Source organism: Hungatella sp. L36, from assembly GCF_014288035.1.
Window position 1 is genome coordinate 122,098 of record NZ_JACOPC010000007.1, and the last position, 14,570, is coordinate 136,667.

A 14,570-nucleotide genomic window follows, 5' to 3' on the forward strand; every position below is an offset into this window, starting at 1 on the left:
TTCTTTGATAAATAATAAGTCATATAGTTAAACACCAGAAAGAGAATCCAAAGAAATGAATAGAGAACGAGCGCTTTTAAAAAATACAATCATTATAGCTATAGGAACTATTCTGCCTAAAATGACTACATTTATTACATTGCCTGTTATAACTGCCTCATTGACTCAAATTGAATATGGAACATACGATTTAATTACTACTTTGGTTTCTTTTTTCTTACCAATGTTTACTCTTCAGGTACAAGCTGCCGCTTTTAGATTTCTTATTGAATACAGGGGCAACAAGATTAAGACAAGAAGTGTAATTACAAATATACTATTTTTTATAATACCGGTTTCTATCCTCTCCTTGTTTGTACTTTTTTTTGCATTGTATAAATTATCAATCATAATTCGATTATTAATATGCATTTACTTTTTTGTAAATATTCTGGTATTAACAGCACGTCAAATTGTTAGAGGTTTATCAAACAATTTGCTTTATTCTATCAGCGCTGTTGTGGAATCTGCTTTAAATATGATTTTGGTTATTGGAATCTTAAAAATCGCAGATCAGGGAATTGTCGGATTATTGTTATCATTAACTTTAGCAACAATCACCGGATTATTGATATTAATTATAAAAGGAAAAATTATATCAAATATAGATATAAAATTGCTTTCAAAAGATTTATTAAAACAAATTTTGAAGTATTCATGGCCACTGGTGCCACATGTACTTTCTGACTGGATACTGCGCCTGTCAGACAGACTGGTTATTACGTTTTTTCTTGGATTAAATGCAACAGCTATATATGCTGTTGCAAATAAAATACCCTCACTATTGGCTTTAATACAGACTACCTTTACATATGCGTGGCAGGAAAATGCATCTTTAGCAGCTAAAGACACGGATAAAGACGCTTATTATACTCAAATGTTCGAACTAATATCACGGATATTATCTGGTGGAACTGCATTATTAATTGCAGCGACACCTGTTTTATTTAAAATTTTAATTAAAGGAAATTATGCTGAAGCTTATGCCCAAATGCCGATCCTTTTTCTCGGAACTTTATTTTCGGTTTTTGCCTCTTTTATTGGAGGGATATATATAGCCCATAAAAGAACAATAAATATGGGATTGACAACAATTGCCGCAGCAGGTGTGAATTTAGTTTTAGATTTGATGTTAATTAATTATATAGGTATCTATGCTGCATCTGTATCTACACTTATGAGCTATTTTTTTCTGTCATTATACAGACTGTGTGACATAAAAAAATATCATCAGATAAATGTTAAAGTAAAAAATATACTTATGTATTTATCCTTTTTAATAGCTATGTGCGTCATGTGTTGGAGGCAATCATTTTATTTAAACATATTAAATGGACTTATAGGTTTGGTGTTTGCTGTTGTAATAAATCATAAACTAATAAATAACATACTGATAAATATACTGGGGAAAGTAAAAAATAAGGAGAGATAAATTAATTATATGAAAATTCTTCTTGCTGCTAATATGTATCCATCTAATAAATATCCTCATTACGGGATATTTGTAAAGAATACGGAAGAAATTCTTAAAACTATGGAAAATGTTCAGATTAAAAAAGTAGTAATTAAAAAAACCAACAACTTACTTGTCAAAATACTTTCTTATGCTTTATTTTATGTAAGAATTGTTTTATATGTATGTGCAGGAAGATATGATGTTCTATATGGACATTTTTTATCTCATATATCCCTGCCAATTATTGTTGCCAGAAAAATAAATAAGAAAATAAAAATTGTCGTTAACGTTCATGGTAATGATGTGGTTCCAGATCAAAAAAAAGATGAAAAGTGGGAGAAGATTATACGAAAAGCGATTCCGCTAATTAATTACATTATAGTTCCTTCTGATTACTTTTTGCAAATAATGCAGACTGTATATAATGTAAAAAAAGAATTCATTTTTATTTTCCCCTCAGGCGGTGTGAATCGTAGTATATTTTACCAAAAAAAGAAAGATAAACTCTTGACTAAATATCATCTGGAGCAATCAAAGATCTATATAGGTTATGTTTCAAGAATTGAAAAAAATAAAGGATGGGATACTTTTTTACAAACTGTAAATTTGCTTAAAAATTATGATAGCTTAAATTACATTGTCGTTGGGGATGGGGATGAGATAGATGAATATTACAAAACAGCTGCGGATTTAGGAATAGAAGAAAAAATAATTAAGTTTGATTTGCTAAGCCAGAATGAAATTTCTGATATATTTAACATATTAGACGTATTTTGTTTTCCAACTTACAGGAAAAGTGAAAGTTTAGGCTTGGTTGGCTTAGAAGCGATGGCATGTGGCTGCCTTGTATTGGGTTCCAATAAATATGGTCCCTCAACGTATCTGAAAAATGATGTAAATGGTATTACATTTGATCCTGAGAATCCAAAAGAATTGAGCGATAAGATTATTAAACTGCTAAATAAACCTGATATCGAAAAAAACAGGTTGCGTTTAAATGCTTTCAAAACAGTTGATAAGTATGATATGAGCAGAATTTCAGAGGTATTAGTTAATATATTTGAGAATTTCAGATGATATAGTGCTCTTGCATCTGATACTTCTCAATATTTTCAAAAACATATGGAGGAAAATATGTATTTTATTTAAATACATAGACAAAAAATGAAACTATCTTTTAAAACCGGCTACATTTTGTATGATCTGCTATTACTAATGCCTTTTGTGGATATGATAACCGGTTATGCTTTTAATTTGAATATGAATGGCATTATAACGTATATAGGGCAGGGGTATAGAATTTTTATATTCTTATATATGGTCTGTACTCTTTATTGCCATAAATTTAGTAAAAAACAGCTATGGCTTATAATATTCACGATCTTCTTATTTTTACTTAACCTTATACAATATATTAGATTTAATGGATCTGTTATAGAAAATTTTTCATATACACTAAAATTACTTTTACCTGTATATTTAATATATAGTTTAAGTATAACTTCCAGATATGACAAAGATATCATCAATCGTTTATTGAATGTGTATTCTTGGATCTATCCTCTATCATTAGTGATACCCAAGATACTGGGAATAGGATTTTATATTTCTAATTATGCATTTGAGAGCGGCTATAAAGGTTTCTATTATGCAAATAATGAACTTAATGTTATTTTAATGGTACTATTTGTATATAATTTTCAAAAATTATATGACAATATAATAGTCAGAGAAAAAAATCCGAAGGATATTCACGGGATAAATGGTATTGATTTCACTAATCTGTTGAAACTTTTTTTAATTATATTTGCTTTGCTTTTTATTGGCTCTAAAACAAGTATTCTCTCTCTTTTTATTGTATGTTTGGCCTATCTTTTTAAATATGAGGGGCTAAAATATAAACTAAAATTTATTTTATTATTAATATGCCTTGGTTTACCAGGTATTCCTTTTATAGGTTTCATTTTAAATAGTCAAATAAATAATATAATTTCCAGAATTATCTATAGCTATAACCGATATGTTGAAATAGAAGGGTTTTTAAGTTTTTTATTATCAAGAAGAAATTTAAGAATTAAACCAGGATTTGATTTTTGGTACAGTGATGGATATAAAGGTGTATTAAATTTTATTTTGGGTATTGGAAAAAGTACTAAGTGCCCCAATGACGGAATTAGCGCTAATCAGTTTGCGCTAATTGAGTTGGATTTTTTTGATTGCCTTTTTTGGTTTGGAATTGTAACAGTGTGCATAATTATAGTGTTCTATCTTTCTTTTTTTATAAAATCGTTAAAAGTGAAAGACTTATTTATGGAAAAAGTAATGTTTCTTTTTGTATTCTCTTTTAGTATGATTGCCGGCCATGTAATGATGTCTGCTAACTCGGGAACTATCTTTGCAATTATCACAGCAGATTTGTTTATAAAAAGCTGTAATAAACGGGCTGAAAATATAAAAGAAAATGCTGAGTCAATTTAATGTTTAATTTAAACTTAATGTGTTCTTGTACGGTACTTATGTTGAAGCGCTTACAAGAATTCAAGGTTTATGTACCTGCTTATCGTTGTATTGAGCGTCCTCCCACTCTTAGCTTTAGGGAAACTATACATATTTTCCGAACTCTATTTAGCAAATTGTATTAAGCTTTCTTTTTTGCAAGTAAGTCTTTCAACACAGATATTATACAGTTCCTTCCTAAGAGAACTAGAACTAATGCAACTGCTAAAATTCCGTACCTTATAACAGGATACCTGTATGTTCCTAATATTGCAAATCCTGCAAGAAGAAATGGAACCGTTATCATGAGTAGCTTCTTCTGTTCGTATGGTCTTACTCCATCACAGAATTGATCACATACTTTATTCATGAAAATATAATGACATATGCTGTAAATCATGTAGCATGCTAAAGTAGTATAGCCAGCAGCACGATATCCGAACAGTCTTATGAATATAAAATTCAATATAATATTAAGAATTGCTCCAGTAACACTGGCTATCATAACAAATTTGGTTTTTTCATAGTAAAAAGCAAACTTGGCAAATAAATCATACATATACATGAAATATCCACTCATTGCAACTGGCGGTATCACATAAATTGCGTCATAATATGTAGGCGGAGCAAATATAGCAACCACCTCCGGCGCAAGAACAATAAGCAGCAAATTAAGGCAGGCAAGCGCCATTAGTGTTGAGTATGCGACTGACGAAATATCTTTTATAGACTTATCTTTAATTTTCCTGTAGATCCACGGATTTATGGTCTGCATTAATGCCGTATTGAATAAAAGCATCAACAGTGAGATCGAATATGCAAGGCTGTATATGCCCGCATCCGATGGACCAACCAAATCGCGAATCATAATTCTGTCAGCACTGTTTAACACTGTTTGTGATAAATAGTGTGGCACAAGAGGTAAATTAAAGCTTAATGCATATACCCAATATTTCTTAGAAAATAGCACTTCACCTCTTTTAACTTGAATAAAAAACAGCCATGCATACCCAATCAGTTCAACTAATGCTATTCCAAGAATTCGGGCGCTTACTTTATCATTAGTAACAGAAACACAGAATATACCAACAATTGGTTTTGCCAAAGAAACTACTAGCGTTATAGCTACCAAGGCTTTGTATTTATAGTTAACTCTCTGCTCTGTTGACCAAAAGGAAAATACCGCAGTTGTCCAAATAATAACTAGCATAGCAATCATTTGAACTGAACTTAAAGTAAACAGCTGATTCCAAAAATCATGAAAAATAAAGTATATAACCATCCATACAGCAACAAGCAGTAAAGTCAAACCTTGTAATGACGATGTGAATACGTTTCTATCTTTCTCAAACTTCACAAGTCCTTGTGCATATACCCCTCCAGTTAAGCTTAATGAAACAAAAATAGATGCAATACTCAACCATGAATTAAACACGTTGTACTGACCATATTCTGTTGTATTCATTATTCGCGTAAATATAGGAGTAGTGACTGTAGATATTCCCTTCTGTAAAAAAGAACAAATTAAAAACCACAGCGATGCCTTAACTTGAATTGGAAAACTCTTATATCTATTTAAAACTGACTTTATCACAAATTATCACCTCATTTAGGACCAGTTTACCTTTTAATCTCCACCAAGATTTTATTAACGACAACCTCTGGCCCAACATCATCGTAGTAACCTATTTCATCGACAAAGGCGTTTCTATCTTTTTCATACTTTGCCTCATCAAATGTTTTTAAACATTCCAGGAATTCATTCATATTCCGGCACAGTGGCGCTGGCAAAGAGTGGATATCAAAATACATACCTCTTTCTTTGCTTAGATAGTGTTCAAGATCTAATGCGTATAAAATCACTTTTCGTTTCAGCTTAAATCCATCGAAAATACATCCTGAATAATCTGTCACTAAGAAATCAGTTGCTATAATCAGGTCTTCAATCTGAGAATACTGAGATCCATTTAATACTTTATCAGTATAATGCATAAAACCATCTAGAGATGCAATACTTGGATGAAGGCGAACAATAACTTTCCAAGTTCCTCCATATACATTAGATAATGTGTCTATAACTTCAGAAAAATTCATGTTATAGCACTCTAGATTTTTATCAGCTCTAAAAGTTGGTGCATATAAAAGTAAATGGTCATTATCATCTAACTCATCAAAAAAGTTATATACCTTGGATTTAATATCACTTTCACTTTCGGATTTAATTTTTTTGAAGAGATCACACTTGGCAATTTCTCCATCATACCAAAACGAATCTCGCATATTTTTTGTTCTCCAATCAGATCCAGATACCATCAAATTGGCCATTTTCGAATCATTAATAGCATACTCGATGTATTCACGCGGAAGCGTATCACTAGCATCATTCTCTACCCATTTCAAGCAGGGGCCACCACCGTGCCAAGTATGGATATAATATTGTCCTCGACGTTTTCTTACATATCCAGGTTTTCTCCGATTATCAATCCAAACTTTTGCAGTGACTTGCTCATATATAGCCTTGATGGAAGCAAATTTTATGCCTCGAATACCTTTAGGCAATTTTTCATCTGGGTTACGAACAAGCCAAACAATATCCAAGTCGTTTCTCGCTTCCATAATTCTATCTGCAATAGCTTTACCCTCGCTTCCATACCCCTTTCCGCCAAAGTTTGCTATTACTATTTTTCTGTCATTAATTGGAAAAACCCTAAACAAGTAAAAAATCATAGAAATGATTTTATTCTTCATTCTTTTATCCTTCTATCATATTGAGGAACTGTTCAAGACAGTACATCTGCCATTTCTGATTGCCTGTAAACTTAGTAATGTCAATATCTATCTTGAATTCTGGACGCTTAGGTCCTCCCCAATTTTTAAAATACTTATCAACCGGACGTGGCATTGGAGTCTTATTAGGAACAGGAATTTCTGGATATTTTTTACTCATAAGCTCACGAATAAGATACTTGGGCTCTCCGTGACGAACACGATATAGATCAAGTTCATCAGCCATCTTAAGCCTTGCATACGGATCATAATATGGCATTTCAGCAACAGTGAATGCATTAAAGTAGGAGCTTGAGGATTCAATCGAAAAAACATCATCCATAAATGTCAGGAAATCAATCATATCTTCCCGACGATATCTCTCAAAGAGGTAGTTCATAGATTCAGGTTCTACTAATACTTCCTCTGGCTTGGTAAAAGTATAACGCTCAACAAATTCATCAAAAGTCCAGTCTTTAGCAAGCAATCCGTCCATACCACCAAAAATCAAATCACTGCTCTCGCCAACAAACATCATCTCAATACCATCTAATTTTGCCTGAAGTGCAGCCTGGAGAATTTGCGGCTCAATGGAGTGTACAGGTGCACATTTTGCTTTCATGACTGGTTCAAGATGCGCTATAACTGTATCCCAATTGATATCTACATAATGAAGGTTCAGACCATAATATTTTGCATAGTACTCAGCTCTAGCAAGCTCCTCCCTTTGGAATTCACCACCTAAGAATCTAAATGTATAAGCATCAGCACCGCACATGTAAGATGCTACAATTGCGGAGTCCATTCCACCTGAAAGCATGATACCTTTCTTCTTATCTTTGAACTGTTCCATCTGTTTTGCGATTTCTCTGTCGATATCTTCAACAGTATGTACCAAAATTCTCTGGTCATCTGGAACGGGAGTAATGTTTTTGTGATGTCCGCCCTCATAGAAATTCTTGTTAGCATCCTCGATATATCTGAATGCCATATATGAACTCATGCAATACTTCTTATCTACCATTTTATTTATCCTCCTCATTTCACGTCATGTAAATCGTCTTTTCTAACAGCATCTAAAGCTGCTTGAATCTTTGTAGAAGAAATACCTTTTGTGTATGGGAAGTAAATAATCTTGATTCCTTCTTTCGCAAAATCCTTATCATACTTCTTCCATTTTTCAGTACCATACCAGTCATCACCTACAAAAAGGTATGTCGCACCAAGTTTTTTACAAGCTGTCAGCTTATCCATGTCATACTGTGGTACTGCAGCGTCCACATACTTGCAACTGCGTACAAGTTCGATACGATCCTCAAATGGAATCATTGAATTTTTTCCCTTATACTGTACAAGCTCATCTACCGTTACCCCGACGATCAACTTATCGCACATTCCTTTTGCATTCTTAAATAGATTTAGATGACCTACATGGAATAGATCATATACGCCTGTTGTATATCCGATTACCATTTTACAATTATCTCCAATCACTACTTAAAATACATTCTATACAAATGTAAATATATTTTTTTTGAATGCCTGGCAACAAATACCTTGACCTTTTTTCGTATGCTTACTTCTGAGCTAAACAACAAATCAAATTTATATGAAGAAATAATATTCTTCATTTCTTTAGCAATTTCACTGTTATTCGATTCTTCATCAGCGAGATACAAACTTTCCAGAATTATTCCTGCGGATACCGCATACCGAACATTTGCCTCTCTTTTTAGCTCCGGATAGTTTTTTAAGATAAAGTCATAGAATTCCTTATACGAAATCATTAATTCCATTTCTTTCATACTAAATCCAGATTTAGTAATAGACCCCTCTCTATTTCTCCTATACCCATATATTGGTTTAGAAGTAATAGCCACTTTATTTGTACAATCTATTAATTTGTATGTGGTTGCTAAATCTTCATATAATCTTGCAAGTGGGTACCTAATCTTTTCGAACAACGAAGACCTGTACAACTTTGCACAAGCAGATACATCAACTCCTGCCTGTAGTAAAATTTTACTTAATGTATCTTTACGATTTAAACATTGCCACTCACATTTGTCATTTTTTCCGATTAACTGTCCCCACGTTATGTAATCACTTTCGTAAAAGGCTCGCATGGTTCCAACAGTAATATCTGTATCAAATTGTTTAGCCCCGGTATAAAGAGTTGAAATATAGTCTGGCGAAACAATATCATCTGAGTCTATGCAAGTTACATACTCACCTGTCATAATATCTAAGCCAGCATTACGGGCATCAGATAATCCTCCGTTTATTTTATGGATTACTTTTACACGTTCATCCTCCAGAGCATATTCATCACACATTTTTCCAGAAGAATCTGTGGAACCGTCATCAACTAAAATTATCTCCAGATTTTTATATGTCTGATTTTTTACCGTTGTATAACATGCTAACAAATACGTTTTGACATTATATACTGGTATTATTACCGAAATTAATGGTTCCATATCACACGACTCAACTTTCATTATCATTCTTTTTTCTTGTACTACCACACTCTCTAAAGAAAATCCTTACTACAATCAATCCTATAACCATTGATGTATACAAGAACAAACCATTGTAATAAACCAGTACTGCCAACATGAGGAAACAGCCTATTCCCCCTTTTCCTTTAATAAATCTTATTAGTTCTTCCGTGTACAGACCGACTCCAACGATTCCAAAGCTAATTAGAATAGTAAGTAGATCATTATGCCCCTGAATTGCTGTGCCAAGGTATCTATAATTACCTCTAAGTAGATTCTCATATCCGGAGCCAAATACTTTTTCAAACACAGATGACTCTTCATAGATCATAGATACACTATTAACGATCCATTCTCTTCCATTAGTAATACTACCGTTCCCCATTGCGTATAAGGACTTAGTGATTACTTGGTCGAATACCCTGAAATAAGCTAAGATACCTAATACTATCCCCCCCAATATTATATACTCAAATTTTCTTTTTAGGTTAAAGCTATGTAACAACCATACCAAGACAAATGCTGATGAAAGGATAGCAGATCGCACACATGTAAGTACTATTAGTACTTCCAAAACAGCTCCTAAAACAAGCCATCTGGTTTCCATTTTTATTTTATACACGAACAACGCGAGGCACAGTATTGCCAATAATTCATATGCTAGAATATGTGACAAACTATATGGGCCGTATAAAACAACCGTTCCCCACCCGGTTTGAATGCCGTCTTTAAAGACAAATGTATAAAACAGCACTGCTAAATAGAAGCAAATACCTCTAAAGATAAGTTTGTCGGATTCTAGAATTTTCTTTTTGAACGTTTCCTCATAGTCCTTATAATGGTATGCATCCAATAATAAAAGGAATGAGAAAAACTGAAGTAAAATACTACCGGATTTGTTATACGCAACAAACATAGTAATAAGGAAGACACTACCTATTATTATGAAGTTCGCATCTACTCTACAGCGGTTTCTCCATATACAAGTAAGTAAAATTGCAAATACATACATTATTGTAAATGTCGAGTAATGTTCAGCACCTGTAAAGGTGCTGAATAAAATATTTGCAATCGGATATAGTAGCACCAAGGCGCTTGAAACCCTTTTTATATCAATTGTTTTCATACAGTCACTCCTTTTTTAGTGCTTCCAAGATAAGTGGGCAGTATGATTCTATACAATATCTCCCTCTCGAATCAAATGAGGATTGCTTAAACCGGTCTAATTCATCTCTATTTTCGTGAAGGTAATTGACAGATTTAATTAATTCTTCCGGTGAGTTCCGTTTCAAAACTATGCCCTCTTCTCCATCCAGCACTACTTCCTTATTGTAGTTCCAGTCACTGACGATTGCAGTGATACCAGCCATCTTCGATTCGATTAATGCTCCTGGCACGCCTTCGCCAATCCAATGTGTGAGGAGTATAATTGCGTCATATTTATTTAGTTCCTGATATACCAAAGTTGAATCCTTAAATATGCCATGATACCTTACAGAGTTAAAAATCTTTAAGAATTCTTCAAACCGATCTTTATAAGATGCATCAACTTCACCATATATATCTAATGTAGCAATTTGCTCAATTTTATCAAATGCCTCAATAACTAAATCCATGCCTTTTTCTTCACAGATTTTTGAAAAATAAACTAATTTCAGCTTACCCGTATTCTTTTGAGGCAAGCAAGCACCTTCATCCTCTCTACAATTTGGAAATAAATAGGCATTTTTAATATCTATATTATTTAATCTCTCAATCATTGTTTGAGATTCTACCCATGTACTTCCTACTCTCTTCATAAGGAACCGTAATAAGCCGCTTTCTTTTTCTGGGATTCCAATTTGTCCTCCCATGCCAATTACCATTGTCTTATGAAGTCCGTTTGTACCTGTTAAAATAAATCGTGCTAGGAGAAGAAGCTTTCTTCTTCCAGAAGTACCTACTCCTACAATCATATGATTCGACACGCGAATGCTACAAAGAAGCTTCACACAAAGACTTACACAAAGTTTTTTCGAACGTTTAAATTCTACCAGATCAAAGAAAAATGTATTTGCATCTATGAATACAGTTTCGTATGTTAATTTGTTTTTTCTAGTTACTCCCCCATATGGTGGAGGCAACTCTCCAATATAAACATTAGTCATTAGCCGTCTCACTCAATTTTTGAATCAAAAGATCAAACTTTCCTCTTGTTTTATACTCGATATCATCTACTGTTTGAACACTAAAATCAATTATCCCTTGCGCCTTTTCATTTAAGAACTCATGTACCTTTTTATATTCCTGCTCCGTAAATCCTATAGCAGGGACAATTCTAAGCAACACATGTCCAAGTTCTTCCTGAACAAATTGATATTTTTCAATTTTTTCAAAAACCGCAGAAGTGTCAGTAAAGGAAGCCAATGATACGAGTTCACCATGCTTTCCATACATTGTCTTTTCTCTATGACCACGAATCTTATATAAATCACCTGCGACGAGTTCTGCATAGTCATCAGTAGCATAACGAATTAGCGGCATTTTATAGTTAATAAATCCCGTAGAAATAATTCGACCATCGTTCGCTAACTCTGTGTAGCCATACAATTTATTAAATCTGTAGCATAACCCTTTCTCATTTAATTGCTGTTCTCCGAATACGACTCTCTCTGTATGACCATAGTGCGTTAATATCTCACAATTAAATACCCCTTTAATTGCTTCGGACTGATAAGGATATATATTTTCTGACTGCAGAATAATTCCATCAACAGGATACCCTATTTTAAGATTATTAAGTTTAATCAATTTGCAGAAGAAATAGATAGCTGATGGCAATCCTCTAATAAATTCAGGTTTATATGAGTTTATATCCTTCACAACTTTTGATATAGTCTCTTTATTTATTTGCATTGAATTATAAATCCGCATTGCATACAACGGATTTTCGGAAATCAGAGTATCTCCATATCCACCTATATAGGCTAAAGAGCTGCGTTTATAATCATACGATTTGGTAAATTTCGTGTAGTGGTGATACACAAAGGCATATTCTTTGTAGAGACATTCCATCGTAGTATTCACGACAAGTCTTTTTCCACTCGACCCACCAGTAACAGCTTCATAACTATCATCGATGGCCCGTGAATTAATACCCTCAATATTATTTAATACAATATTTTTGTCTATGATAGGAACCTTGCCTATGAAATCATCTACGGTAAAGTCATATGGATTAAATCCATTCTTATCAAATTCGTTTTTATAAAAATCGCAGTTTTCATACGCATAGATGCATATTTTTTTTAATTCTTGCTGTTGAATTGTATCTACTTCAGAATTCGTCATTTGTTCTGCACGAACTAAAAGATCGTACTGTTTTCTAAACACTTTATTGTTAATCAATCGATTGCGAATAGTTCTGGAAAATAGTCTTTTTATTCCACTAGGTGTTTTCTCGTATATATTTTTTACAAATTGTTTATTCATCTGTATATCCTCACAGGAGATTTATATGTGTGTGAATTTGATCATCAAAATCTATCTTAAGAATTTTCTTTTTCTCCAGATTGTTGTATTCATAAGAGCAGCAACCATCATATATAATAGCGTTTGTGCTAGTAATTCTGATTTTCTCTCTTTGAAATACAAAAGCATTATTATCGTTGACAGGATCATCTACCGCGTTTATATTCCATATTTGTGATGGCTTAATATCGGATAATTTTGTCCTGATACTATCTATAATTTCTAAATTACGATTACGATCGAAAGCAACTATCCGAGTATGTTCGACCCCTTTATAATTGATCTTGCATTGAACAGTAACTTTACCCTCTTTATCTGTACATTTAATTGTATTCACATTGTATCGGCATCCCCACAAGAATGGTCCAAGCATTTCTGCCTGTTCGATATCTTCGACATAAACCGTATTATGTGCTTTCGTGGATCGCATCTCATCTCTATATTTCTTTGGGACATGATAGTTGTATGTACCTGAATCAACTAATACCGGATTCCCTTCGTAATAAACCTGTATGCTCAATGCATCAGCATGACCATGCGCGGCGATACTACCAAAACCTAAATCACCACAGTCCATTGCCATGAGCACTTTTCGATCTTTACTTCTCAGAAAAACCATTCCACCTTCTTCGTACACACGAATATCTGATGAGGTATACATTCCACCTGTCTTTTCCATGCTTACCCAGTCAATAGTTTCCTGACGTTTAAACGAGGTGTATTGTCCTCCTAAAATATCTCCCATTATCTGAAGAACATAATGATAGTAATTTATCTTTTTTCCACTTAGATCCAGAATTTTTCCTTCATCGTTGTCCCCGAATATGATGACTTCACTGTATTCTCCGCAACTGTCAGCTACAAATTCACTCATTTTCTCTAAATAATCTTTCCAAACAGACGGAACTTTAATTTTGTTCTTCTCCATTGAAAGCCAAAGTAAACCATATGCTTCCATCACAAATGCCTGATAATGGAGTGACATTTCCTTATTTACACCGTCCGCATAGTTTTGCTTCGGTAACTCCTCGGTCAGCACCTTAATAGAATAATTAATCCAGGGCTGATATGAAAATACTATTCCTGTTAATCCCAAAGCATACATTTCTACAATTAAATGATTATTTGCAGAAGAAAACTTTGCTCTATGAGATTTTATATATACAGCCATAGCTAATATTCCGTGGCTGAGTTTATTAAGTATCGATTCATCCTGATTCTGATACTTTTCAAATGATTTCTTTAAAAATGCATAAGCATAGATCCATGAATTAACACGAATAGCTACTTCCATAGCACTTGTCCATTCTACGCCATGTAGGAAGTGATTATGGTCATTCCAGCTGTTGAACAAGTCTCTGAACTCATCTAAGTACTTATCATCGCCTGTCAGATAATAATTCTTTGAAATACAAGCAAATTGAAAGTGCCGATTCAACTCCCAGTTTGTTCTAATATCGCCTATATCTTCCCTCTGATTAGTTGAAATTGAGTATGAGAAGTCATTTTCATCCCACATATTATCTGTTTGAAAGCCCGCGTTCCAATACATTTTATAGTCACTATATTTATAATTACCTAAAAGTACTAAACCATCAAACACAGTTGTATGCTGATTATTCCAATTAATAGCTAATCTTGATACATCTAAAGTTAATGACTTTACTTCTTCAGAAAGAGGTACATCAGTGACTGGCTTATCAAACAAATAATATTTTTTGTATTCTTGTTTCTGTACCACCTTCTGCTGAACTCTCCAAGCAACTTCAGGCACATTCATTGATTTTAGCCTATTTGCCAAC

Annotated in this window: 12 protein-coding genes; 3 read left to right on the top strand and 9 right to left on the bottom strand. The window is 33.4% G+C overall.

Features of this window, described 5'->3' with window-relative positions:
• The first annotated feature begins 55 nt into the window (after positions 1-55).
• The 3 genes from H8S80_RS17695 (at position 56) to H8S80_RS17705 (ending at position 3,973) form a co-directional block, all read left to right on the top strand.
• Entirely contained in the window at positions 56-1,471 is a 1,416-nt protein-coding gene (locus H8S80_RS17695; protein ID WP_117632693.1) for a lipopolysaccharide biosynthesis protein, read from the top strand.
• A gap of 9 nt (positions 1,472-1,480) precedes the next feature.
• Complete coding sequence (locus tag H8S80_RS17700; RefSeq protein WP_117632694.1) at positions 1,481-2,572, top strand: glycosyltransferase family 4 protein; 1,092 nt, start codon at positions 1,481-1,483, stop codon at positions 2,570-2,572.
• 87 nt (positions 2,573-2,659) lie between these two features.
• Positions 2,660-3,973 carry an O-antigen ligase family protein gene (locus tag H8S80_RS17705; protein ID WP_117632695.1) on the top strand — a complete coding sequence of 438 codons (1,314 nt, stop codon included), beginning with the start codon at positions 2,660-2,662 and terminating at the stop codon, positions 3,971-3,973.
• A gap of 160 nt (positions 3,974-4,133) precedes the next feature.
• Here H8S80_RS17705 and H8S80_RS17710 read toward each other — a convergent pair whose 3' ends face one another.
• The 9 genes from H8S80_RS17710 to H8S80_RS17750 are packed head-to-tail and all read right to left on the bottom strand — an operon-like array spanning position 4,134 to position 14,569.
• The gene (locus H8S80_RS17710) at positions 4,134-5,585 is read right to left on the bottom strand and encodes a lipopolysaccharide biosynthesis protein (protein WP_117632696.1); all 1,452 of its coding nucleotides are present in this window, start codon (positions 5,583-5,585) and stop codon (positions 4,134-4,136) included.
• A gap of 26 nt (positions 5,586-5,611) precedes the next feature.
• Positions 5,612-6,739, bottom strand: a complete 1,128-nt coding sequence (locus H8S80_RS17715; RefSeq protein WP_117632697.1) for a CDP-glycerol glycerophosphotransferase family protein — start codon at positions 6,737-6,739, stop codon at positions 5,612-5,614.
• Between the two features lie 4 nt (positions 6,740-6,743).
• Positions 6,744-7,781, bottom strand: a complete 1,038-nt coding sequence (locus H8S80_RS17720) for an asparagine synthase C-terminal domain-containing protein (RefSeq protein ID WP_117632698.1) — start codon at positions 7,779-7,781, stop codon at positions 6,744-6,746.
• A gap of 14 nt (positions 7,782-7,795) precedes the next feature.
• On the bottom strand, positions 7,796-8,230 hold the full coding sequence (locus H8S80_RS17725) for an FAD synthase family protein (protein WP_002605586.1): 435 nt from the start codon (positions 8,228-8,230) through the stop codon (positions 7,796-7,798).
• A gap of 20 nt (positions 8,231-8,250) precedes the next feature.
• The gene (locus H8S80_RS17730) at positions 8,251-9,237 is read right to left on the bottom strand and encodes a glycosyltransferase family 2 protein (protein WP_181987995.1); all 987 of its coding nucleotides are present in this window, start codon (positions 9,235-9,237) and stop codon (positions 8,251-8,253) included.
• Positions 9,238-9,247: 10 nt separating this feature from the next.
• Complete coding sequence (locus tag H8S80_RS17735) at positions 9,248-10,384, bottom strand: O-antigen ligase family protein (RefSeq protein WP_117632700.1); 1,137 nt, start codon at positions 10,382-10,384, stop codon at positions 9,248-9,250.
• Positions 10,385-10,388: 4 nt separating this feature from the next.
• Positions 10,389-11,405 carry a glycosyltransferase gene (locus tag H8S80_RS17740; RefSeq protein WP_117632701.1) on the bottom strand — a complete coding sequence of 339 codons (1,017 nt, stop codon included), beginning with the start codon at positions 11,403-11,405 and terminating at the stop codon, positions 10,389-10,391.
• Positions 11,398-12,729 carry a hypothetical protein gene (locus H8S80_RS17745; protein ID WP_117632702.1) on the bottom strand — a complete coding sequence of 444 codons (1,332 nt, stop codon included), beginning with the start codon at positions 12,727-12,729 and terminating at the stop codon, positions 11,398-11,400. Before H8S80_RS17745 ends, H8S80_RS17740 begins: the two co-directional genes overlap by 8 nt.
• A gap of 10 nt (positions 12,730-12,739) precedes the next feature.
• Complete coding sequence (locus tag H8S80_RS17750; RefSeq protein WP_243010367.1) at positions 12,740-14,569, bottom strand: alginate lyase family protein; 1,830 nt, start codon at positions 14,567-14,569, stop codon at positions 12,740-12,742.
• Between the last annotated feature and the right edge of the window lies 1 nt (position 14,570).

Excerpts from the sequence above, each read along its gene's own strand:
- H8S80_RS17730 (WP_181987995.1), bottom strand. The coding sequence starts at position 9,237 with ATGGAACCATTAATTTCGGTAATAATACCAGTATATAATGTCAAAACG.
- H8S80_RS17740 (WP_117632701.1), bottom strand. The coding sequence starts at position 11,405 with ATGACTAATGTTTATATTGGAGAGTTGCCTCCACCATATGGGGGAGTA.
- H8S80_RS17735 (WP_117632700.1), bottom strand. The coding sequence starts at position 10,384 with ATGAAAACAATTGATATAAAAAGGGTTTCAAGCGCCTTGGTGCTACTA.
- H8S80_RS17700 (WP_117632694.1), top strand. The coding sequence starts at position 1,481 with ATGAAAATTCTTCTTGCTGCTAATATGTATCCATCTAATAAATATCCT.
- H8S80_RS17725 (WP_002605586.1), bottom strand. The coding sequence starts at position 8,230 with ATGGTAATCGGATATACAACAGGCGTATATGATCTATTCCATGTAGGT.
- H8S80_RS17745 (WP_117632702.1), bottom strand. The coding sequence starts at position 12,729 with ATGAATAAACAATTTGTAAAAAATATATACGAGAAAACACCTAGTGGA.
- H8S80_RS17695 (WP_117632693.1), top strand. The coding sequence starts at position 56 with ATGAATAGAGAACGAGCGCTTTTAAAAAATACAATCATTATAGCTATA.
- H8S80_RS17705 (WP_117632695.1), top strand. The coding sequence starts at position 2,660 with ATGAAACTATCTTTTAAAACCGGCTACATTTTGTATGATCTGCTATTA.
- H8S80_RS17715 (WP_117632697.1), bottom strand. The coding sequence starts at position 6,739 with ATGAAGAATAAAATCATTTCTATGATTTTTTACTTGTTTAGGGTTTTT.
- H8S80_RS17720 (WP_117632698.1), bottom strand. The coding sequence starts at position 7,781 with ATGGTAGATAAGAAGTATTGCATGAGTTCATATATGGCATTCAGATAT.